This is a genomic window from Aeromonas sp. R5-4 (assembly GCF_040908215.1).
Classification (GTDB): Bacteria; Pseudomonadota; Gammaproteobacteria; order Enterobacterales; family Aeromonadaceae; genus Aeromonas; species Aeromonas veronii.
On the sequence record NZ_JBFODG010000014.1, the window covers coordinates 195,245 to 217,012 of the forward strand.

Consider the following 21,768-nt stretch of genomic DNA (forward strand, 5'->3'; position numbering starts at 1 on the left):
GGCACCATGATCCGTATAATTATTCTGGTTGCCGTGATGGTCGCAGGGCTGATCTTTGGCCCACAAGCCTCCGGTAACAAGGGCTATGTGCTGATTGCCCTTGGCAATTACACCATCGAATCCTCCGTCACCAGCGCGGTGATCATGGCCGTGCTGTTCTACGGCGCCCTGCTGATCGTCGAGTGGCTGCTGGGTCGGGTATTCGGCCTGCGCCGCAAGACCCTCGGCTGGTATGGCTCGCGCCGCCGCCGCAAGGCCAATCAACAGACCGTCGCCGCCACCCTGGCGATGGCCGAAGGGCACTACAGTCAGGCTGAAAAGCTGCTGATCAAGGGGGCCAGCAACAGCGACACCCCGCTGCTCAACTACCTGAGCGCCGCCAAGGCGGCACAGGCCCGTGGTGACGACGCCCGCCGGGATCAATACCTGCAAAAAGCGCAGGAGGAGAATCCCAAGGCCGAGCTGGCGCTCACCCTGACCCAGACCCAATTGCAAATCGAGCAGGGCCAGTACGATACCGCGCTGGCGATGCTGGAGTCGGTCTACGCCCTCAACCCGCGCCACCCCATGGTGCTGGATCAGCTGCGCCAGGTGCATCTGGCCCGTCAGGACTGGAGCGCCCTGTGCGACCTGATCCCGGCGCTGCACAAGGTGGGCAAGCTGACCCCGAAACAGGAAGAAGATCTGCTGCAACAGGCTTGGTGTGGTCGCCTGCAACAGGCTGCTGGCAGCCTCGAAACCCTCAAGGCGGTATGGCAGGATCTGCCGCGCAAGCTACGCCTCGAGCCGGAACTGCTAGCCTGCTACGGCGATCTGCTGCGCCAGCTGGGTGCCGATGGCGAGGCCGCCACCCTGTGGCAGGAGGCGCTGCACAAACAGCCGATGCCGCAGTTGCTGACTCGCCTGCCCAAGCTGAAACTCGACAGCTACCAGCCGCTGCTGGCACTGCTGCAAAAACAGCAGGGGCAACCGGAGGTGGACACCGCACTGGCCCAGATCTATCTGCTGGCCGGTCAGCTGGACGACGCCCAGAAGCTGCTGGAGCAGGAGGTGGAGCGGGCGCCGAGCGCCGCCGCCTACCACGCCCTCGGCCAGCTGATGGACAAGCGCCGCCTTACCAACAAGGCCAACGAGTACTATCGTCAGGCACTGGAACTGGCGGGAGTCTGATCCCCGGCAAACAGAAACGCGAGAGGCCGCATGATGCGGCCTCTTTTTTTATCTCTTCGCCCTGCCCTCGTCAGGTGGTGAGCCGTTCCAGCTCGCCGATCAGCCAGATGGCCTCGGCACGGTGGCTGCCGCACACATCCATCATGGGGCGAAAACCGCCGCACACCGCCGGCCGCTCCGGTTGACCGAAGATCTTGCAGCCAAGGGCGCTATCGAGCTGGATACAGGGGACGCCAGCCGGTTTGCCATCTGGCATACCGGGAATGGCACTGCTGATACTGGGGGCGATGCAACAGGCAGCGCAGCCGCTACGACATTCCATAGACTCCACTCCTTTGGGATGGTCTGAGCCACCATAGCCGAAGCGGCGGCACAAACGTAGCTGGCGCACAACAAAAAGCCCGACCGCACGGGCGATCGGGCTTCAGACAACACAGCCGGTTCAGCGAGCCATCATCACAGGATGATATCGCGTACCACGCTGTCTTTGCGCTCCAGGTAATGGATCGACTTGATACGACGAATGGTACGGGATTTACCACGGATCAACAGAGTCTCGGTGGTCGCCATCACGCCATCGCTGGTGATGCCATCCAGCAGATCACCCTTGGTGATGCCGGTGGCGGAGAAGATGACGTTGTCATTCTTCGCCATGTCTTCCAGCTTGAGCACCTTGTTGACATCGATGCCCAGCGCTTCGCAGCGGGCAATTTCCTGCTCGCCCAGCGCACGCACTTCCGGGCTGTCGCCCTTGACGCGGTGACGCGGCACCAAACGGGCCTGCATGTCACCATCCAGCGCGCGGATCACCGCCGCGGAGATCACCCCTTCCGGTGCGCCGCCGATGCCATACAGCATGTCGACTTCGCTGTCCGGCAGACAGGTGAGGATGGAGGCGGCAACGTCACCATCAGGAATGGCGAACACCCGCACGCCCAGACCCTGCATCTCCTTGATTGCCTTGTCATGACGCGGCTTGGCCAGGGTAATGACGGTCAGACGGGAGAGCGGCTTGCCCAGCGCCTTGGCCACGGACTTCAGGTTCAGCTCGAGAGCCTGATCCAGGTCGATGGCGCCTTTGGCCTTGGGCCCGACGATCAGCTTTTCCATGTACATATCAGGCGCTTTCAGGAAAGACCCCTTGTCGCCCACCGCCAGCACGGCCAGCGCGTTGGCCTGACCCATAGCAGTCATGCGGGTACCCTCGATGGGATCGACCGCGATATCCACCGCGTCGCCGTGTCCGGTACCGACCTTCTCGCCGATATAGAGCATCGGCGCTTCATCAATTTCACCTTCGCCGATCACAATCTCACCATCGATCTCGATCTGGTTGAGAATGTGGCGCATGGCCGCTACGGCCGCCCCATCAGCGATATTCTTGTCACCACGTCCGAGCCACTTGTAGCCAGCCAGTGCAGCCGCTTCCGTCACTCGGGAAAACTCGATTGCCAGTTCACGTCTCATCGCATATCCAACCTATGGAGCTCGAAAACGGGCGGCATTCTACCACAAGGGCAAACCTTTGCGCACAAAAGTAGCCGCTGCGAGCAAGAATGTAGCCAATTCATCCAATTGCAACCCAATTGCCATCGACTCTTCATCCAACTGTCACCCCGCTGTCATCCCCGCTACCTAGCATGACCCCGTTTTCAAAACAAAAGCTTGCAACACCACAAGGGATTAAGATGAAAAAGCTGACTGTAGTGGCACTGGCTCTCACCGCAGCCTTCCAGGCTCAAGCCGTTGAAGTGTACAAAAATGACACCTCCATGCTGGATCTCTATGGCCGCGTCTATGCGGGTCACTTCTTCGGTGACAAGAAAGACGACACCAATGCTACCAAGGAGTACAGCAACAAACAGGGCGCCAACCAGTTTGTCCGTTTCGGCGCCAAAGCCGAGACCCAGATCCAGAGCGGTCTGAAAGCACTGGCCCAGTACGAAGTGCAGATGTACATCAACGACAGCGAAAAGACCCTGGGTAAAGATGGAAACGCGGACAACTTGCGTACCCGCCTGGCCTTTGCCGGTGTCGGTGCCGATTGGGGCAATATCACTTTCGGACGCCAAAAAGGGGCAATGGGAACTCTGGTTGACTGGACTGATGTGGCACTATCCGATGGTTATGGCGCTGATGCCACCGGGGCAGGTACTGACACGTTTGCTACCAACCGAGCAGGCTCCGTACTGAAGTATTCAGGCCTGTTCAATGGCTTCCAGTTCGACACCAGCTACAAGTTCGATGGTGGCAAAGTGGAAGACAAAGGTAACAAGAACAGCGACCCAGCCTATGGCGCTGCGCTTTCCTACACCTTCCCGTTCAACCTGGCACTGGGCACCGCCTACAACGTCGGCCAGCGTCAGGATAAAGACGCCAAGGATGCCAAACTGTGGTTGATCTCCGCCAAATACGATAACAAGGCTCTGTATGCAGCACTGACCTACGCTGATGGTGCAGACTTTGTCAAAACCGGCACCGATCACACCGGTTGGGAAGCCGCGCTGGGCTACAACTTCGAGAATGGCTTCGGCCTGATGGCCCTGTGGAACAAGCAGGAGCAGGAAGTAACCGGTGGCCAGAAAACTGATGCTGTTGATTACTACACCCTGGGTGCCCAGTACAAATTCAACAAGAACCTGCGGGTGATTGGCGAGTACCGTATCAACAATCTGGACAGCAAAGAAAGCGGTCGCTTTGATGTGAAAGATGACTTCCAGCTGGCTGCCCGCTACGACTTCTAATCGAGGTTTTGCGGATCCCCAAAGCGCGATGGCTTGCCATCGCGCTTTTTGCTGAGCGTCGCTCACGACCGGAGAAAGTGGCCTAGGCTCAACAGTAGATGTATCGCCGGAGAGATGATCATGGTCAGGCTGCTTTTCGTCCTGCTGTTACTACTGGCTCTTCCCGCTCACGCCCTCTCTATCGCCATGGTGCTGTGGCGCGGTGAAACCGCAGCCGAAGCGGGCTTTCGGGCAGAGCTGACCCGCCTTGGCTATCAGGCCACCATCACCACCTATAACGCCGATCAGGATCGTACGGCGCTGGCAACCATGCTGCGCCAGCAGATGCTGCCGAAACTGGCCGAATACGACTACATCTACACCTTTGGCACCACCGCCACCACCATGACCAAGAGTCTGGTTGCCAACCGCAAGCCACTGATTTTCAATGTGGTTTCCGATCCGATCGGGGCAGACATCCTCTCGGAAGACAAAGCCCAGAACAGCATGGTGGCCGGGGTAAGCAACATGGTGCCGATGGCGCTGCAACTGGCCAACGCCAGCGAGCACCTGGCCACCGGAAAACGGCTGCTGCTACCCTTCAACCCCCGTGAGCAGAACACCCTGCTGGTGGCCGATATGTTGCTCAATGAAGCGAAACGCTACCAGTGGCAGATGGTCACCTGGCGAATGGCCCCTGACCCACGGCGGCTGGACAACGAACTGAAGCGGCTGCAACAGGATGCCAAAAACGACATCGTCTTTCTGGCCGCAGACAGCTATCTGCTCTCCATCGCCCCCCGCCTGCTGAATGCGCTCAACGCAGCTGCCATCCCTACCATCTGCAGTGCCGAGCTGTTCGTCGAGCACGGCTGCAGCGTTGGCACCATCAGCAGCTACGAGGCACTGGGCAAGATGGCCGCCGGGATCATCCACCGCCACCAGCAGGGAACAGAGTTGCAGGATATTCCGCTGCAGACCGACCCCCATCCCAAACTGGTGTTGGGGCAACTGGGTAACGCCACCACGCAGGAGGCGAGCCTCGAAAAGCCGAAGCCTTGATAAAGATCTCGGCCAATCAGGCTCCGGGCGGGTATGCTGTTGACCCCCATCGCCCGAGAGCCCTTTCCCATGAGCACCACCGTCTTTTTTGCCGTTTTGCTGGCAGCCCTGCTTCACGCCAGCTGGAATGCGCTGGTCAAAATTGGCGAAGAGCGGCTGGTGGGCGTGTCACTGGTGGCGATCTTCTCAGGGCTTATCGCCGCCGTGGCGCTGCTGCCCATGGGGCTTCCCTCTGCTGCCGAGCTGCCCTGGCTCGGCCTCTCAGTCCTGCTCCATATCGGTTACTGCCTGTTTCTCAGCCATGCCTACAATCAGGGCGATTTTGGCCAGATCTATCCGCTGGCCCGTGGCAGTGCCCCACTGCTCGCCATGGCGTTAAGTTCCCTGCTGCTGGGGGACTACCCCGGTTACGGCGGCATCATCGGTGCCTGCGTGCTGATCATGGGGGTCTTGCTGATGGCCTGGCGAGGTGGGCAGCAACGCCTTGACAGCAAAGCGGTTCGGGCAGCACTGGTCACGGCCATGTTTACGGCGACCTATACCCTCTCGGATGGGGCCGGCGCCCGCGCAGGGGGTGAACCGGTACGCTACACCCTCTGGCTCTTTGCCTGCACCGGGCTGGCAATGCTGCTGGTGCTGCTCGTCCACCAGAAACGCAACGCATGGCGCCAGATCCGTCGCCATGCGATGGCGGGAATGGCAGGAGGTGCCATGTCACTGCTCGCCTACGGGATTGTTATCTGGGCCATGACCCAAGCCCCCATTGGCGTGGTTGCGGCTCTGCGCGAAAGCAGTGTGCTGTTTGCCATGCTGCTCTCGGTTTGGCTGCTGAAAGAGCCGCTCGGGCGCATGCGGCTGACGGCGGCGGCCATTATCACTGGCGGCGTGCTGCTGACCCGGCTGGGAGGATAAGCGCTGTCGCCATTGGTGCGTATTTATCAGGCAGGATGGCGTAATTCACTCCGCCAAATATACCGAATACCAATAATGGAAATAAGTGTCGGCCCGGGCGTAAATGTTTACATCCGCAACGTATCAATTAACTGGCAGGTCTGTTTATTTCAACCACAGCTTCATTCGGGAAACTTACCTGCCCAGCAGCATTAATGATAAAATCGTTCACAGTTAATTTTCGGCAACGCTGACCAATACCGCGCATGGCACAGACCATGCCGCTCCGCCCATACATTCATTGACCGCCTGACGGGTAAGCCAGCCCGGTCAGAGATGACCCGATCGCGCCCGCCACAGCAGGATGGCATGGCGCTACCGCGTTATTAATGGGCCCAGTTTCGTCTGTTTAATTTTTGATTATTTTAAATCCAGCACCATCAGGGAGTTTTTAATATGTCAGCAAAAAAGCTGAAGTTGGGCGCCTTTATATTGATGATATTAACATCGGTATTTGGCGTCACTAATATCGGGATCGGTTTTTACCGAATGGGATATGCCGCCATTCCGATGTTCGTGATCGGCGGTCTGTTCTTCTTCATCCCGTTCATTTTGATGATGATTGAGTTTGGTACCGGTTTTCGCAAAAAGGCGGGCGGCATCTTTACCTGGATGCGCCACTCGGTCTCGACCCGATTTGCCTTTATCGGTCTGACCATGTGGTTCGCCTCCTACGTCATCTGGATGTTTGGTAAGGCGCTCTCCATGTGGGTGCCCCTCTCCTTCATGCTGTTTGGCCGCGACATCACCGTCATCCCGGTCACCCTGGGCACCGGTATCGACTTCGGCCCCTTTATTCTGGGAGTGGTCGCCATCGCACTGGTTGTCATCGTCACCAAGCTCATCACCCTGGGTAGCGCCCGCTTCGCCAAAGTGGCGGCCATCGGCGGTCTCTCCGTGGTGGCACTCAACGTGTTGCTGCTGGTCGGTGGCATCTTCACCTTCGCGGTGAGCGGCATGACTCTGCAGGAGCCCTTCACCCAGGCATCGCTGACGGCTTCTCCCAATGCCGCTTTCAACGACATCATCCCCTTCCTCGGCTTTATGGTGTTCGCCATCTTCGCCTACGGCGGGGTCGAGGCGATGGCCGGGGTGGCTGACGAACTGGAAGATCCGGAGCGCGACCTCAAGCGCGGCATCTTCCTCTCCGGCGCCTTCATCGTGCTCTGCTACATCATCGGCTTTCTGGCGGTCGGCTCCATCATGCGCTGGAGCGACTTCCCGGCCGAGGGGATCACCTCTCTCTCCGCCCTCTTCATCATCATGCTGGAGCTGGGGCGCCATCTCGGTGGCGAGTGGCTGGGACAGGTATTCATGCGCTTTGCGGGCCTTGGTATGTTCCTGAGCTATCTGGGTGCCTTTATCGCCCTCTCCTACGCGCCACTGCGCCAGTTCATCACCGGCACCCCGAGTTACTTCTGGCCGGAGCGTTTCCAGCGCGAGAACGAGAATGGAGTGCGCATTGAAGCCCTCAAGGTGCAAGCCTGGGTGGTCTGTCTGTTCATTGCCGCCAAATCCATCTTTACCCTGATCAACCCGGAAGGGGCCGCCGCCCTCTATGAGCTGATCATCACCATGACCAACGTCGGCATGACCCTGCCCTACATGTTCCTCATCTACGCCTGGTATCGCTATCGCAACAACCCGGCGCTGGGCAAGGACCTGATCTTCTTCAAGAGCTCGGGTTCCGTGCTGCTGGCTACCATCATCAGCCTGATCCTAGTCGCCTTCGGCAACGTCTTTACTGTGGTCGCCCCCTTTATCTCCGGCGATATCTCCACCGGCGTCTGGACCATCATTGGCCCGCTGCTGTTCGTGGTGATCGCCATGCGCTTCAAGATCAAGCAGGAAGATGCCCACTAAACGGCAAGCAATGCTCCATGCCAATCGGGACTGTTCTGGTCCCGATTTTTTTAGTGCCGGCTTCCGCTTGCCATCACGACCAGTCCATAGTTTTAATGTAAGAAAAGACTCCATAGAGACCTATTTTGCGCTCTCCTCGCCGTCAGAGCGCGCTCAACGCCGTAAATTATCAATATCAAGGTGAGAATGATTGTGAAGCGCCAGTTCACGACATATAACTTAGCGAGATATCCCTGTATTTCGTCCGGTAGAGCTGATCATGATGATGCGTTCCCTCCTTCCCCTGTTGCTTGGCGCAGTAATGCTGCCGGCCACTATGGACAGTGCCCATGCCAACCCCTTTTCCGCCAGCAGCAAGAGCAGCAGCGGCTTTCTCGAGCGACGGGATGTGCCCAACCTCAGCTCGGCTGCCTTCGTGGTGGCCAACCACAGAACCGGCGAGGTGATCTCCGAGCGCAACGGCAACCGGGTAATGCCCATCGCCTCACTCACCAAGCTGATGACGGCGCTGGTGGTGCTGGATGCCAACCTGCGCCTGAATGAAATGCTCACCGTGACCAATGCCGACATCGACCGCATCAAGGGAACCGGCTCACGACTGGCCATCGGCTCCAGGCTCAGCCGCGCCGAAATGCTCCATATCGCCCTGATGTCCTCTGAAAACCGCGCCGCCTCGGCGCTGGCCCGCCACTATCCCGGCGGCCAGCGTGCCTTCGTCGAGGCGATGAACGCCAAAGCCCGCATGCTGGGGATGTGGAATACCCGCTACGCCGACAGCACAGGGCTCAACCCGCGCAATGTCTCCACCGCGCAGGATCTCGCCAAACTCGCCGCCGCAGCGGCCTCCTATCCGCTGATCCGCCAGTACTCCACCGACGAGCAGAGTTATGTACGCACCAACAAGCGTCAGCTGCACTACCTCAACTCCAACCGGCTGATCCGCGAAGGGCAATGGGAGTTCACTCTCTCCAAGACCGGCTATATCCGCGAAGCGGGCCGCTGTCTGGTGCTGGGCACCAAGGTCAATCGCGAGCCGGTGATCATGGTGCTGCTCAATGCCGAGACCACCAACGATAGGGTCGCCGATGCCAAGCGGATCAAAACCTGGCTGGAGAGCTCGGGCAGAACCACCCTGGCCGCCAACCAGAGCAGCATGCTGACTCACCAGTAAGCTCGAGCTCCCCAACCAAGCGAGGCGTCCGCCTCGCTTTTTTTATCTGCATGAGCGCGCCCAAAAAACGGGAGCTTGCTCCCGTTACAGGTAACACCTTCCACCATCCCGTTACAAAACGTAACTACTCAACAGCGTGATTCACACTAATAGAATCAATTGGTTGTAAGTTTTCGGCAAGAATTTTAGCGTGCCGTCACAACCCCTGTAGTGACGAGCCACCATGCGTATTTCCAGTATCGAGTGCGGGCGGGTACTGGCCATTCTGGCCGTGATGACCATTCACATATCCCCCTTCGCCAATCCGTTCAATCCCGCCCTGTGGGGAAGTGGATCCTGGCTCTGGCTGAGCGGCACCATCAACCAGTTATGCCGCTTTGCCGTGCCGCTGTTTTTCCTCTGTGCCGGTTACTTTCTGCAGCCGAGACTGAGTCGCGAGGCGCCGCTGACCGTGGCCTGGCACTACTGCCGCCCCTTGCTGTTGCTCTGGCTGGTTTGGAGTCTGGTCTACCTGCTGGTGCCGTTCAATCCGCTGGATGCCGTGCAACAGGGCTATCTGGCCTCCCTGCGCGGGCAGTGGCAATTCCAGCTCGGCGACCCCCTCAACGGCTGGCTGGTGGGCGGCATGATCCACCTCTGGTTTCTGCCAGCCCTGGTCATGGCGGTGGCCCTGCTGGCACTCTGCTACCGGCTTGGCAGACCATCGCTCGCCCTCTGGCTGGGCCTTGGCCTTTACCTGCTGGCGCTGCTGGGGGGCTCCTATGCCAAGCCGCTGCTGGGCGCCGAGTGGCCACTGCTCACCCGTAACGGCCCCTTCTTCTCCCTGCTGTTTGTGGCGCTTGGTGCCCTGCTGCGCCAGCGTCAGTGGCAGCCCGATGCCCGCATCGGCTGGCAACTGCTGCTGGCGGGCGTGGCGCTCTATGGCTGTGAAGCCTGGGCGCTGCAGCACTTCGCCGCAGTGCCGCTCACCCGCCACGACTTCCTGCTCGGCTCCCTTCCCTGGTCTCTCGGTCTGTTTGGACTGCTGCTGGCCAACCCCGAGTGGGGCAAGGGCAGCTGGCTTGAACGTCAGGCCCCCAAAGTGCTCGGGATCTACTGCCTGCACATGATGCTGGTGGTCTGGCTCTTCGTGCTTGGCCCGCAGGGCGCATCCATCCTGTGGGAGATTGCCAAGGTGCCGCTGCTGCTGGGATCGTCTCTGCTGGCCTATCGCCTGCTGGCGGCCCTGCCACTCGCCCATCGACTGCTGCGTACTCGCTGAGTCCGATATCCGGCCCGTCCTATCGGGCCGGATATCGCTTCACATTTCGCACCTTTTTCTTCCGCTAAGCCCTTTTCCCTCGCTTCGTTCTCGCGGTTTGCTGCAATGGCTCTGCTTTTCAGCCGAGCCCCCCCGACCGCACAACCAGTCCCCAATGCTCCCCTCCATTTTCACCTTGCCAGACAAATGAAAATCAATATCATTGGCATCCCGCTTTGGCGGGTCAGGCTAATTATAATTAAATCAATATGTTCGAGCCGTCAGGTCGACATCCAAAGAGTCAATATTGAATATGCAGCACCCTCACTTTCGCAGAACGCTGGTCTCGCTGGCACTGCTGGGCACCGGCTTCACTGCCCAAGCCGCCGATGAAACCATGACAGTGGTTGGCAAACGATCCCAACATCAGGAAGTTGCCACCGCAACCCGTACCAATACGCCAGCCAAGCTGGTTCCCCAGACCATCGACAGCGTCAAGGTCAGCGAGCTGACCGCCTTCGGCCAACCGACGCTGAGTGAAGCCCTGAGCGGCATTCCCGGGGTCAATGCCAACGGTGATACCCGCTTCGACGGGGTCAATATCCGCGGCTTCAGCGCCAGCAACGACTTCTATCTCGATGGGTTCCGCGACGACATGCAGTACACCCGGGATCTCGGCAACATCGAGCGGGTGGAAGTGCTCAAGGGCCCGGCTGCCGTGCTCTACGGCCGCGGTAGCACGGGGGGCATCGTCAACCGGGTCAGCAAAAAGCCGCAAAAAGGGCAGGAGTCCAGCGTCACCGCCCGGGTCGGCAGCTTTGACAGTCAGCGACTGGCCGCCGACCTCAATGGTGAGGCGAGTGAGCAGGTGCAACTGCGCCTCAACATGGTGCAAGAGGACAAAGATAGCTTCCGCAACGGCGTGAAGAGCAAGCGCACCCTGCTGGCCCCTTCCGCCAACTGGGAGATCAGCGACAACCTAAACTGGCTGGTACAGTACGAGCGCAACGAGCATGACCGCACCCCGGATCGCGGCATTCCCGGGGTCAATGGCCGTCCGGCCGATGTGCCGAGGGAGTATGTTTACAGCGATACCAGCCGCGACTTCATCGATGACGTGGCGCAATCCACCCGCTCCCGCCTCTCCTGGGATATCAACGATCAGTGGCAGTTGCGCCAGCAGCTCGGTTACTCCACCCTCGACAGCCAGTTTGACAACACCTATGTCACCAGCGTCAAAGGGGATAAGGTGACCCGCTCCCGCTGGCAGCAGGATCTGAAAGCGAAGAACCTGATCAGCAACACCGAGGCAGAAGGTCTGTTCCAGACCGGCCCGGTGGAACATCGCCTGCTGGTTGGCTTCGAGCAGAACTGGCAGGAGCGCACACCCAAGCTCTACCAGAACGCCACCGCCATCCCGTCTGGCAATCTCTACGATCCGGGCTCACTGCCTACCTACAATGGCGCCATGAAGCTCTCCAGCGACGCCAAACACAAAGTGCGCGGCAATGGCCTCTATCTGCAGGATCAGCTCAGCCTGGGTGACTGGCATCTGGTGGGCGGGCTGCGCCGTGACGACTTCACTGTCACCAGTCGCCGCTACGACCTCAACAAGGAGGAGAGCGTCTCGGTCAACAGCCTGAGCCCGCGCCTCGGTCTGGTGTGGAACCCCCTCGAGGATCACGCCTTCTACACCTCTTACAGCAAGACCTTCACTCCGGTGGGCGGCGAGCTGATCGGCATCACCCCGGGTGACAAGAACAACGGGCTGGAACCCCAGCACACCCGCCTCTACGAAGGAGGTGTGAAGAGTGACTGGCTGAACGGCAAGCTGGCGACCACTCTCTCCCTCTATCGACTGGAGATGTACAACAAGCGCACCAAGGATCCGCTGGATCCCACCAAGGTGATCCTCACCGGCCTGCAGCGTACCGAGGGTGTCGAGCTGAGCGCCCGTGCCGAGCTGACCGACGAGATCTACCTGCGTGGCGGCTTCGCCATTCAGGATGCGGAGCAGGTCAAGGCGGATGCGGATCTGCAGGGCAAGCGCCCGATGAACGTCTCCCGCCAGAATGGCCAGTTCTATCTCGGCTACAAGAGTGGCGAGCAGGGCTGGTTCGGCGAAACCGGCGTGACGGCAGTGGGCGATCGCTTTGCCGACAACGCCAACACCACCACTCTGCCCGGTTACGCTCGCTTCGATGCGCGCGCCGGTTATCGCTGGCAGCAGTGGGAAGCCGAACTGAGCGCCGAAAACCTGACCGACCACGAGTACTTCGTCAGCGCCACCAGTGCCACCCAGATCATGCCGGGTACGCCCCGTCAGCTGAGCCTGACCGGAACCTACCGCTTCTGATCTCTGTGACAACCACCCCGACTGGCCAGCCCTTGCTGGCCAGTTTTTTTATGAAGCAACCACGATGAAACGCAGAAGAGTTCCCCTTCACAACAACAAATGGGTACGCCGCCTCCATGCCTGGGCCGGTTTTTTTACCCTCGCCCTGATGCTGATGTACGGCATCACCGGCCTCTGGCTGCAACACCGTGCCGTGTTGCCCATCCCCGGCCCCCACACCGACAAATCGAGTGAAGAGATAGTGCTGGAGGCGCCGCTCGCCAGCCCGGAGCAGCTGAAAAGCCTGCTGCAACAGCGCTATCCCGATACCTTTGCCGACGGGCGAACCATGATCACCCCGGCCCAGACCCTGCCCACCCCGAACGGCCCGCTCACCCTGCCCGCCAAGTGGGAGATGCGCGGCGTTACCCTCAGCCAGAGCGTGGCCGCCAGCTATGTTGAGGGCACCTTGCTGGTACGTACCGACCTGCAACTGGCCAACTTTGCCGCCAGCCTCAACCGGCTGCACCGCGGTATGGGCACCGGCCTCGGCTGGCAGCTGTTTGGCGATATCGCCGCCCTGGCCCTGCTGCTGCTCGCCCTCACCAGCCTGTTTATGTGGACCAAGCTGCACGGCACACCCAGAGCCATCATAGCGCTGACACTCGCTGGCACCCTCGGCACCCTGCTGTTTGCCCTGCTGGGGTAACGCAGCAATCATGATCTGATGCAGCAAGGTTTGGAAAGAAAACCGCAATAGAAACAGGCCGCTGGCGGTGATGTCGTCAGCGGCCACATCAAGAAAAGGAAATAACGGAGAGCGGAAAAAGAGAAGGGATACCAAGAGGTAACGGGAAGTACTGCCTGCTCAGCAGCAACGCACCAATGCGCAGGAACGCCAAAAAACAAAAGGCCATCATTGCTGATGGCCTTTTGTCATGAATTTGATGGTGCCCGGGGTCGGACTCGAACCGACACGGTTATTCACCGGCGGATTTTGAATCCGCTGCGTCTACCGATTTCGCCACCCGGGCAACTGCGAGGGATTATACGAATGGCGCGATGCCATGCAAGGTGTTTTTCGATTGAACACTCCCGTTTGTTCATTTATTCAACGCCTTGCCGATGCGGGGCCAGTTACATAGAATGCCGCCATCATCTTAATGGAATAAAAACGATGGCCAAGCCTAAAAAAGTCCAACAAAAATCCCCCTCTCCCGCCACTCAGCCATACCCGTCAGCGGGTCTGCTGCGTCGCCTCGGCGCCCTGATCTATGATGCGCTGGTGGTGACTTCGCTGCTGATCATCGCCGGCTTTATCGGCATGGGTGTCGCCAAGCTGTTGCTGGTCACCGGCATGGCCAGCGTACCGGCGGGTGAAGATACCGTCTGGTTGCTGACCCGCCACCACCTGAGCCTGATCTACACCCTGTGGCTCGCCTTCGTCATCTGTGGTTTCTACACCTGGTTCTGGACCCGCGCTGGCCAGACCGTCGGTATGCGCGCCTGGCGGCTGCGCATTCAGAACGAGGATGGCAGCCACATCCGCATTACCCAGGCGCTGATCCGTCTCGCCACTGCCGCCTTTGGTCTGGGCAACCTGATGTGCCTGTTCAATCGCCAGCGCCCGCGGGCGTTTCAGGATATCTGGGCCGAGTGCGAAGTGATCGTGCTGAGCAAGCAGGCAAATCTGGAATTGTTGAACAAGTAATCCCGGATCAATGCAATAACGAAAGAGGGCACCAACAGGTGCCCTCTTTGCATTTCCTCATAACCTCGTGCGGATTACTGCTTGCGGCTGAGGATGTAGAAGGAGATACCGCCAAACAGCAGGCTGGGCGCGATAGCCGCCAGAATGGGCGGTACCGCATAGACCAGACTGATGGGGCCAAACACCCGATCACTCACGTAGACGGCGAAGCCGGTCATGATCCCCATCAGCATCCGCGCCCCCATGCTCACCGAGCGTAGCGGGCCAAAGATGAAGGAGGAGGCCAGCAGGATCATCGCCACCACCGAGAGTGGTGACAGCAATTTGCGCCACATCTCCAGCTTGTAGCGACCGGCATCCTGCTTGTTGGCATCGAGATAGCCGATGTAGTCGAGCAGACCGGAGACCGAGAGGTTCTCGGGGTCGATACTCACCACCCCCAGCTGTTTGGGCGTCAGCTCCGAGCTCCACTCCATCTTGTCATGCTGCTCGCTGCGGATCTGCGCGGGATCGTCGAAGCGGGTAACCTGGGTCTGCTTGAGCAGCCAGTGGTGGCGCTCGAACACCCCCTCCTGCGCCTGCACCACGTCGATCAGCTTGCGCTCGGGGGTGAAGCGATAGAGGGTGATGCCGGTGAGGGCGCCATCGTTGCGCACCCCGTTGATATTGACGAAGTTGTTGCCATCGCGAGCCCACACCCCGTAGGCGGAAACCGTCAGACGACCTTCGGACAGCGCGCCCGCCTTGATGTCATCAGCTATCCGCTTGGCGGCGGGGGCCACATATTCCCCCATCAGCCCCACCATGATCATCAGCGGGATCGCCGTCTTGAGCGCCGCCATCACGATACTGATCTTGGAGCGACCCGCCGCCTGCATCACCACCAGCTCGGAGCTGGTCGCCAGCTGACCCAGACCAATCAGGCCACCCAGCAACGCGGCCAGCGGGAAGAACAGTACCGCCTCCTTGGGCATGGAGAGCAGCACATAGTAGAGGGCGTTGATCATGTCGTAGTTGCCGTCACCGACCGACTTGAGCTGCTCCACATACTTGATGAGCGCCGCCAGACCAACGAGCGTGATTTCACACAGCAGGATCGACATAAAGATGACCCTACCGATATATCTATCGAGAATGCCAAACATCAGCAGAAGTTCCTATGTTGCAGCATCATGCTGATTTTCTGTTGAAATAGCGCCCTTTCACCCCGTTCCACCAGCTGGTGCCCTGCAGATTGAGGGGCAGGCCGATAAACAGCAGGTAACCGAGCGGCACCAGGAACATCCCCGGCCAATAGGGCAGCCGACCGCTGTCGATGGCCGAACGGGCGGCGCTGAGCAGCAGGAAGTAGGAGAGATAGAGCATGATGGCCGGCAACAGCTTGGCGTAGCGCCCCTGACGGGGGTTGACCCGCGCCAGCGGTACCACCAGCAGGGTCAGCACCGGAATGGAGAGGGGCAGCGAGATACGCCACTGCAATTCCGCCATCATGGCGTTGTCCTGGGTACCGAACAGTTCCATGGTCGGCTTGGCCGCCGCCTTGCGGTTGGAACGCTCCATCTCTTGCTGGCGGATCACCAGACCATATTCGCGAAAATCGGAGATCTGGAACTGCTTGCCGGAGAAGTTCCCCTCGTAGCGGGAGCCATCCATCAGGGTCAGCCACTGCAGACCGTTCTCATCGACCGTCACCACCCCTTCGGTCGCCACCACCACCGAGGGAGGACTATTCCCCTCCGCCCGCTGCAGCACGAAGATCTTTTGCAGTTTTGAGCCGTTGTCGTTCAAATCCTGGATATAGGCAACCAGACGCCCCTTGTCGAGCTCCATAAAGCGGCCAGGCTGCAGGAAGGAGATACCCGGATCGGCTTTGAACTGGTCGATCACCTGCGACTCGCGCTCCTTGGCCTGCGGGGCGATCCAGCCGGTGTTGAACGCCGCAACCACCGCCGTCAGCAAGGCCAGCAACATGGCGCTGCGCATCACGAAACGGTGGCTGAAGCCGACCGCATGCATCACCGTCATCTCGCTTTCGGCGTAAAGGCGACCATGGGCAAACAAAATGGCTAAAAAGAGACTGATAGGCAGCATCAACAACGCCATATTGGGCAAGTTGAGTAGCAGCAGGGTGGAGACCAGACGTGTCGGCACCTCGCCATCGGCGGCGTCACCGATGATCTTGATAAATTGTTGGCTGACAAAGATAAGCAGCAATACGAATAACACTGCCAGCTGGGTTTTCAGGGTTTCCCTGAACAAATATCGGAAAACGATCACAGTCATTCCCAAGTAAACTTGTGTTTTTAGTCGAATGCCTGAAAAATAGGGCCGTATATTGGATTTTTACCAGTTTGAACTGCGGAGCCTGTGGCTGTTCGCTCCGCCTCTGATACCCCAACAAGCACCGCATTATTCAATAAAAGGTGCCTTTTGTCTTTAGGATGTAGGAGATTCCATGGAGTTCAGTGTAAAGAGTGGCAGTCCAGAGAAGCAACGGAGCGCCTGCGTCGTAGTCGGCGTATTTGAGCCTCGTCGCCTCTCTCCGGTTGCCGAACAACTGGACAAGATCAGCGATGGCTATATCAGTTCGCTGCTGCGCCGTGGCGACCTGGAAGGGAAACCAGGCCAGATGCTGCTGCTGCATCAAGTACCGGGCGTGCTCAGCGAGCGCGTACTGCTGGTCGGATGCGGCAAGGAGCGGGAACTCGACGAACGCCAGTACAAGCAGATCATCAACAAGACCATCACCACCCTGAACGAAACCGGCTCCATGGAAGCGGTCTGCTTCCTCACCGAGCTGCACGTCAAGGGTCGGGATACCTATTGGAAGGTGCGCCAGGCGGTAGAAACCACCAAGGCGGGCCTCTACAGCTTTGATCAGTTCAAGACCAACAAGGCCGAGCCACGTCGCCCGCTGCGCAAGCTGGTATTCAACGTGCCGACGCGTCGGGAACTGACCATTGGTGAAAAAGCCATCGCTCACGGTCTGGCCGTGGCCAAGGGTGTGCGGGTCTGCCGCGACGTGGCGAACATGCCGCCCAACGTCTGCAACCCGGCCTATCTGGCCTCCCAGGCCCGTCGTCTGGCCGATGCCTACGACAACATCACCACCAAGGTGGTGGGCGAGCAGGAGATGGCCGAACTCGGCATGAACTCCTATCTGGCCGTGGCTCGCGGCTCCGACAACGAAGCCATGATGGCCATCATCGAATACAAGGGTCATCCGGATGCCAAGCCCATCGTGCTGGTCGGCAAGGGTCTGACCTTCGACTCCGGCGGCATCTCCATCAAGCCGGCCGACGGCATGGACGAGATGAAGTACGACATGGGTGGCGCCGCCTCCGTGCTCGGTACCATGCATGCGCTGGCCCAGCTGCAACTGCCGATCAACGTCATCGGCGTGCTGGCAGGCTGCGAGAACATGCCGGGTGGCAACGCCTATCGCCCGGGTGACATCCTCACCTCCATGTCCGGCCAGACCATCGAAGTGCTCAACACCGATGCGGAAGGTCGTCTGGTGCTGTGTGATGCGCTGACCTATGTGGACCGCTTCGATCCGGAAACCGTGATCGACGTGGCGACCCTGACCGGTGCCTGCGTCATCGCGCTGGGCCACCACACCTCGGGTCTGCTGGCCAACCACAACCCGCTGGCCCACGAGCTGCTCAACGCCTCCGAGCAGGCGGGTGATCGCGCCTGGCGTCTGCCGCTGTTTGACGAGTATCAGGAGCAGATCGACAGCCCGTTCGCCGACATGGCCAACATCGGCGGTCGTCCGGCCGGGACCATCACCGCAGCCGCCTTCCTGTCACGCTTCACCAAGAAGTACAACTGGGCCCACCTGGATATCGCCGGGACCGCCTGGAAGAGTGGCAAGGATAAAGGCTCCACCGGTCGTCCGGTGCCCCTGCTGACCCAGTTCCTGCTGAACCGGGCTGGCGTGGATATCGAAGAGAAGGAGTAACTTCCCTGCCCCTTTCGATGAATGTATCGGAAGCCCGGGAGTTACCCAGTACCACAAGGAAGAGGCCCGCCTCTTCCTTGTTTCATTCTTGAATCAGTGAGCTGCGGACGGGAAACGCCCCGTCAGCCTCATGAGGCGGTCAACAGTCCGTCACCGCAAAACGGGATCAACCTGATGAGCCAAGTGACCTTTTACCTGATGAGCGAACAGGATGACGCGCAGGCCTCTGCGGTCGAGCGACTGGCCTGCACTCTTGCGGCCGAGTCGTGGGGCGCGGGCCATATCTACCTGTTCTGCGACGATGAGGCTCAGGCTCTGCGCCTCGACGAGCTGCTGTGGCAACTGCCGCCGGAGCGCTTCGTACCGCACCAGCTGCAGGGCGAAAGCGGTCAGGCACCGGTGGAGATCGGCCACCAGCCGCCACGCCGGCGCTACGCCCGCCTCATCAATCTGGCCAAACAGACACCTTTGTTTGCAGGACACTTCGCTCAAGTGGTAGATTTTGTCCCCACTGACGAAACACAAAAGCAGCAAGCCCGCGAGCGCTACAAGCACTATCGCCAGGCAGGCCATGCCCTCGAGATGAGGGATCAGCCCGTCCTTGCCGCACCGGATCCGGCGCAGCCCTGACTGCGCCGCCTGTGATCCACGACGAATCAACACCAGAATCCATCCATCCAGATTACGGCGAGACCATGGAAAAGACTTTTAATCACAACGCCATCGAACAGGCGCTCTACCAGCACTGGGAAGCCCAGGGTTACTTCAAGCCCCACGGCGACACCAGCAAAGACTCCTTCTGCATCATGATCCCGCCGCCGAACGTCACCGGCAGCCTGCACATGGGTCACGCCTTCCAGCAAACCCTGATGGATACCCTGATCCGCTACAACCGCATGCAGGGCAAGAACACCCTGTGGCAGGCAGGTACCGACCACGCCGGTATCGCCACCCAGATGGTGGTTGAACGCAAGATCGCTGCAGAAGAGGGCAAAACTCGCCACGATTACGGCCGTGATGCCTTCATCGACAAGATTTGGCAGTGGAAGGAAGAGTCCGGTGGCACCATCACCCGCCAGATGCGCCGTCTGGGCGACTCCGTGGATTGGGAGCGCGAGCGCTTTACCATGGATGAGGGTCTCTCCGCCGCCGTGCAGGAAGTATTTGTTCGTCTTTACGAAGATGGCCTGATGTACCGCGGCAAGCGTCTGGTGAACTGGGATCCGAAACTCAACACCGCCATCTCCGATCTGGAAGTGGAGAACCGCGAAATCAAGGGCCACATGTGGCACCTGCGCTACCCGCTGGCCAACGGCGCCAAAACCGCCGAAGGCAAGGATTACCTGATCGTCGCCACCACCCGTCCGGAGACCATGCTGGGCGATACCGCCGTGGCAGTGAACCCGGAAGACCCGCGCTACAAGGCGCTGATCGGCCAGCACATCCTGCTGCCGCTGGTGAACCGTCTGATCCCCATCGTTGCCGACGAACACGCCGACATGGAGAAGGGCACCGGTTGCGTGAAGATCACCCCGGCCCACGACTTCAACGATAACGAAGTGGGCAAGCGCCACAGCCTGCCGATGATCAACATCTTCACTCTGGATGCCCACGTGCGTGCCGAGGCCGAAGTGGTCGATACCAACGGCAACCCGAGTACCGCCTATGACGCAGCCCTGCCGGCCGAGTTCGCCGGCCTGGAGCGCTTCGCCGCCCGTAAAGCGATTCTGGCCAAGCTCGAAGAGCTGGGTCTGCTGGACGAGATCAAGGATCACGTGCTGCAACAGCCGTACGGCGATCGCGGTGGCGTGCCCATCGAGCCGATGCTGACCGACCAGTGGTACGTACGCGTGGCACCGATGGCCAAGACCGCCATCGAGGCGGTGGAAGATGGCCGCATCCAGTTCGTGCCAAAGCAGTACGAAAACATGTACTTCTCCTGGATGCGCGACATTCAGGACTGGTGCGTCTCCCGTCAGCTGTGGTGGGGTCACCGCATCCCGGCATGGTATGACGATGCCGGCAACGTCTACGTTGGCCGCAGCGAAGATGAAGTGCGCGCCAAGCACAGCATCCCGGCCGTAACCGTACTGCGTCAGGACGAAGACGTGCTCGACACCTGGTTCAGCTCCGCTCTGTGGACCTTCTCCACCCTGGGCTGGCCGAACAACACCGAGGCACTCAAGACCTTCCACCCGACCGACGTGCTGATGAGCGGCTTCGACATCATCTTCTTCTGGATCGCCCGGATGATCATGATGACCATGCACTTCATCAAGGACGAAAACGGCCAGCCGCAAGTCCCGTTCAAGACCGTCTACATCACAGGTCTGATCCGTGACGAAGAGGGCCAGAAGATGTCCAAATCCAAGGGCAACGTGCTGGACCCGCTCGACATGATCGACGGCATCTCGCTGGAAGATCTGCTGGAGAAGCGCACCGGCAACATGATGCAACCGCAGATGGCCGAGAAGATCGCCAAGCGTACCGCCAAGCAGTTCCCGGAAGGGATCGATGCCCACGGCACCGACGCCCTGCGCTTCACTCTGGCGGCGCTGGCCTCTACCGGTCGTGACATCAACTGGGACATGAAGCGCCTGGATGGCTACAACAACTTCTGCAACAAGTTGTGGAACGCCTCCCGCTATGTGCTGATGAACACCGAAGATCAGGATTGCGGCTTCAACGGCGGCGAGATGCAGTTCAGCCTGGCGGATCGCTGGATCCAGTCCCAGCTGCAAGTGGCCATCCGTGACTTCCGTACCGCCCTCGATACCTACCGCTTCGACATCGCGGCTGGCGTGCTGTACGAATTTATCTGGAACCAGTTCTGTGACTGGTATCTGGAGCTGACCAAGCCGGTACTGACCAAGGGCTCTGAGGCCGAGCAGCGCGCTGCCCGCCACACCCTCGTCAGCGTCCTCGAGACCCTGCTGCGCTTGGCCCACCCGATCATCCCGTTCATCACCGAGACCATCTGGAAATCGGTCGCCCCGCTGGCTGGCGTACACGCCGACACCATCATGATTCAGGCTTTCCCGGAGTTCGACGCCGCCAAGGTGGACGAAGCCGCGATGGCGGATCAGGAGTGGGTGAAGGAGTTCATCGTCAGCATCCGCAACATCCGCGCCGAGATGAACGTGGCCCCGAGCGTGCCCCTCAACGTGCTGCTCCAGTGCGATGCCAAGGATGCCCAGCGCGCCGCTGACAACGAGGCCTTCCTCAAGTCGCTGGCCCGTCTGGAATCCATCCGCGTACTGGCGGCCGGTGAAACCGCCCCGCTGTCGGTCAAAAAATTGATCGGTGCTACCGAACTGATGATCCCGATGGCTGGTCTCATCGACAAGGATGCCGAACTGGCCCGTCTGGCCAAAGAGGTTGCCCGTCTGGTGGGCGAGTGCGGCCGTATCGAAGGCAAACTTGGCAACGAAGCCTTCGTCGCCAAGGCGCCGGAAGCTGTCATCGCCAAAGAGCGCGAGAAGCTGGAAGATTACCGTCTCCAGCTGACCAAGCTGGAAGCCCAGCAGGCCGAGATCGCCGCGCTGTAAGCACCGCCCCAACCGATACAACAAAGCCCC

At 59.7% G+C, this 21,768-nt stretch carries 17 protein-coding genes and 1 tRNA gene; 13 read left to right on the plus strand and 5 right to left on the minus strand.

Annotation, left to right across the window (positions count from 1 at the left end):
- Positions 1 to 6: 6 nt before the first annotated feature.
- On the plus strand, positions 7 to 1,170 hold the full coding sequence (locus AB5Y83_RS06530) for a heme biosynthesis HemY N-terminal domain-containing protein (RefSeq protein ID WP_368174868.1): 1,164 nt from the start codon (positions 7 to 9) through the stop codon (positions 1,168 to 1,170).
- 70 nt (positions 1,171 to 1,240) lie between these two features.
- Here the strand turns inward: AB5Y83_RS06530 and AB5Y83_RS06535 are convergent, their stop codons facing one another.
- Together AB5Y83_RS06535 and glpX are read right to left on the minus strand one after the other, a co-directional pair.
- Positions 1,241 to 1,492 carry a YkgJ family cysteine cluster protein gene (locus tag AB5Y83_RS06535; protein WP_005336384.1) on the minus strand — a complete coding sequence of 84 codons (252 nt, stop codon included), beginning with the start codon at positions 1,490 to 1,492 and terminating at the stop codon, positions 1,241 to 1,243.
- Positions 1,493 to 1,626: 134 nt separating this feature from the next.
- Positions 1,627 to 2,637 carry a class II fructose-bisphosphatase gene (gene glpX, locus AB5Y83_RS06540; RefSeq protein WP_005336386.1) on the minus strand — a complete coding sequence of 337 codons (1,011 nt, stop codon included), beginning with the start codon at positions 2,635 to 2,637 and terminating at the stop codon, positions 1,627 to 1,629.
- Positions 2,638 to 2,858: 221 nt separating this feature from the next.
- Between glpX and AB5Y83_RS06545 the strand changes: the two genes are divergently transcribed.
- The 8 genes from AB5Y83_RS06545 to AB5Y83_RS06580 all read left to right on the plus strand — a co-directional run bounded on the left by AB5Y83_RS06545 (position 2,859) and on the right by AB5Y83_RS06580 (position 13,224).
- Positions 2,859 to 3,914, plus strand: a complete 1,056-nt coding sequence (locus tag AB5Y83_RS06545; RefSeq protein ID WP_040068785.1) for a porin — start codon at positions 2,859 to 2,861, stop codon at positions 3,912 to 3,914.
- Between the two features lie 120 nt (positions 3,915 to 4,034).
- On the plus strand, positions 4,035 to 4,955 hold the full coding sequence (locus AB5Y83_RS06550; protein WP_031227937.1) for an ABC transporter substrate-binding protein: 921 nt from the start codon (positions 4,035 to 4,037) through the stop codon (positions 4,953 to 4,955).
- Between the two features lie 33 nt (positions 4,956 to 4,988).
- The gene (locus AB5Y83_RS06555; protein WP_341536165.1) at positions 4,989 to 5,867 is read left to right on the plus strand and encodes a DMT family transporter; all 879 of its coding nucleotides are present in this window, start codon (positions 4,989 to 4,991) and stop codon (positions 5,865 to 5,867) included.
- A gap of 435 nt (positions 5,868 to 6,302) precedes the next feature.
- Entirely contained in the window at positions 6,303 to 7,769 is a 1,467-nt protein-coding gene (gene yjeM, locus AB5Y83_RS06560) for a glutamate/gamma-aminobutyrate family transporter YjeM (RefSeq protein ID WP_368174869.1), read from the plus strand.
- A 259-nt stretch (positions 7,770 to 8,028) separates the two neighbouring features.
- Positions 8,029 to 8,940 (plus strand): D-alanyl-D-alanine endopeptidase, encoded by a 912-nt coding sequence (gene pbpG / locus AB5Y83_RS06565; RefSeq protein ID WP_005336410.1) that lies wholly within the window; start codon positions 8,029 to 8,031, stop codon positions 8,938 to 8,940.
- Positions 8,941 to 9,163: 223 nt separating this feature from the next.
- Positions 9,164 to 10,201: an acyltransferase gene (locus AB5Y83_RS06570; RefSeq protein ID WP_368174870.1), complete on the plus strand. Its 1,038-nt coding sequence runs from the start codon at positions 9,164 to 9,166 to the stop codon at positions 10,199 to 10,201.
- Positions 10,202 to 10,493: 292 nt separating this feature from the next.
- Positions 10,494 to 12,536, plus strand: a complete 2,043-nt coding sequence (locus AB5Y83_RS06575; RefSeq protein ID WP_368174871.1) for a TonB-dependent receptor — start codon at positions 10,494 to 10,496, stop codon at positions 12,534 to 12,536.
- 64 nt (positions 12,537 to 12,600) lie between these two features.
- A complete protein-coding gene (locus tag AB5Y83_RS06580) occupies positions 12,601 to 13,224 on the plus strand; it encodes a PepSY-associated TM helix domain-containing protein (RefSeq protein ID WP_064335250.1) in 624 nt (207 codons plus the stop codon).
- 239 nt (positions 13,225 to 13,463) lie between these two features.
- Here AB5Y83_RS06580 and AB5Y83_RS06585 read toward each other — a convergent pair.
- Positions 13,464 to 13,549 (minus strand) — tRNA-Leu (locus tag AB5Y83_RS06585).
- Between the two features lie 143 nt (positions 13,550 to 13,692).
- On the opposite strand from AB5Y83_RS06585, the gene AB5Y83_RS06590 reads away from it, so the two are divergent.
- Positions 13,693 to 14,226, plus strand: a complete 534-nt coding sequence (locus AB5Y83_RS06590; protein WP_368174872.1) for an RDD family protein — start codon at positions 13,693 to 13,695, stop codon at positions 14,224 to 14,226.
- 74 nt (positions 14,227 to 14,300) lie between these two features.
- Here AB5Y83_RS06590 and lptG read toward each other — a convergent pair whose 3' ends face one another.
- A complete protein-coding gene (gene lptG, locus AB5Y83_RS06595; protein ID WP_005336421.1) occupies positions 14,301 to 15,371 on the minus strand; it encodes an LPS export ABC transporter permease LptG in 1,071 nt (356 codons plus the stop codon).
- A 25-nt stretch (positions 15,372 to 15,396) separates the two neighbouring features.
- Complete coding sequence (lptF, locus tag AB5Y83_RS06600; protein WP_064335214.1) at positions 15,397 to 16,509, minus strand: LPS export ABC transporter permease LptF; 1,113 nt, start codon at positions 16,507 to 16,509, stop codon at positions 15,397 to 15,399.
- 172 nt (positions 16,510 to 16,681) lie between these two features.
- On the opposite strand from lptF, the gene pepA reads away from it, so the two are divergent.
- From pepA to AB5Y83_RS06615, 3 genes are all read left to right on the plus strand, one after another.
- Complete coding sequence (gene pepA / locus AB5Y83_RS06605; protein WP_005336423.1) at positions 16,682 to 18,190, plus strand: leucyl aminopeptidase; 1,509 nt, start codon at positions 16,682 to 16,684, stop codon at positions 18,188 to 18,190.
- Between the two features lie 174 nt (positions 18,191 to 18,364).
- Positions 18,365 to 18,820, plus strand: coding sequence for a DNA polymerase III subunit chi (locus AB5Y83_RS06610; protein ID WP_108573206.1), 456 nt, complete (start codon positions 18,365 to 18,367; stop codon positions 18,818 to 18,820).
- Positions 18,821 to 18,885: 65 nt separating this feature from the next.
- On the plus strand, positions 18,886 to 21,738 hold the full coding sequence (locus AB5Y83_RS06615) for a valine--tRNA ligase (protein WP_368174873.1): 2,853 nt from the start codon (positions 18,886 to 18,888) through the stop codon (positions 21,736 to 21,738).
- Positions 21,739 to 21,768 lie beyond the last annotated feature (30 nt).

Bases quoted from the DNA above. Each gene is read 5' to 3' on its own strand.
- lptF (WP_064335214.1), bottom strand. From the start codon at position 16,509: ATGACTGTGATCGTTTTCCGATATTTGTTCAGGGAAACCCTGAAAACC.
- AB5Y83_RS06555 (WP_341536165.1), top strand. From the start codon at position 4,989: ATGCTGTTGACCCCCATCGCCCGAGAGCCCTTTCCCATGAGCACCACC.
- lptG (WP_005336421.1), bottom strand. From the start codon at position 15,371: ATGTTTGGCATTCTCGATAGATATATCGGTAGGGTCATCTTTATGTCG.
- AB5Y83_RS06570 (WP_368174870.1), top strand. From the start codon at position 9,164: ATGCGTATTTCCAGTATCGAGTGCGGGCGGGTACTGGCCATTCTGGCC.
- glpX (WP_005336386.1), bottom strand. From the start codon at position 2,637: ATGAGACGTGAACTGGCAATCGAGTTTTCCCGAGTGACGGAAGCGGCT.
- AB5Y83_RS06545 (WP_040068785.1), top strand. From the start codon at position 2,859: ATGAAAAAGCTGACTGTAGTGGCACTGGCTCTCACCGCAGCCTTCCAG.
- AB5Y83_RS06590 (WP_368174872.1), top strand. From the start codon at position 13,693: ATGGCCAAGCCTAAAAAAGTCCAACAAAAATCCCCCTCTCCCGCCACT.
- AB5Y83_RS06530 (WP_368174868.1), top strand. From the start codon at position 7: ATGATCCGTATAATTATTCTGGTTGCCGTGATGGTCGCAGGGCTGATC.
- yjeM (WP_368174869.1), top strand. From the start codon at position 6,303: ATGTCAGCAAAAAAGCTGAAGTTGGGCGCCTTTATATTGATGATATTA.
- AB5Y83_RS06575 (WP_368174871.1), top strand. From the start codon at position 10,494: ATGCAGCACCCTCACTTTCGCAGAACGCTGGTCTCGCTGGCACTGCTG.
- AB5Y83_RS06550 (WP_031227937.1), top strand. From the start codon at position 4,035: ATGGTCAGGCTGCTTTTCGTCCTGCTGTTACTACTGGCTCTTCCCGCT.
- pepA (WP_005336423.1), top strand. From the start codon at position 16,682: ATGGAGTTCAGTGTAAAGAGTGGCAGTCCAGAGAAGCAACGGAGCGCC.
- pbpG (WP_005336410.1), top strand. From the start codon at position 8,029: ATGATGATGCGTTCCCTCCTTCCCCTGTTGCTTGGCGCAGTAATGCTG.
- AB5Y83_RS06615 (WP_368174873.1), top strand. From the start codon at position 18,886: ATGGAAAAGACTTTTAATCACAACGCCATCGAACAGGCGCTCTACCAG.
- AB5Y83_RS06610 (WP_108573206.1), top strand. From the start codon at position 18,365: ATGAGCCAAGTGACCTTTTACCTGATGAGCGAACAGGATGACGCGCAG.
- AB5Y83_RS06535 (WP_005336384.1), bottom strand. From the start codon at position 1,492: ATGGAATGTCGTAGCGGCTGCGCTGCCTGTTGCATCGCCCCCAGTATC.
- AB5Y83_RS06580 (WP_064335250.1), top strand. From the start codon at position 12,601: ATGAAACGCAGAAGAGTTCCCCTTCACAACAACAAATGGGTACGCCGC.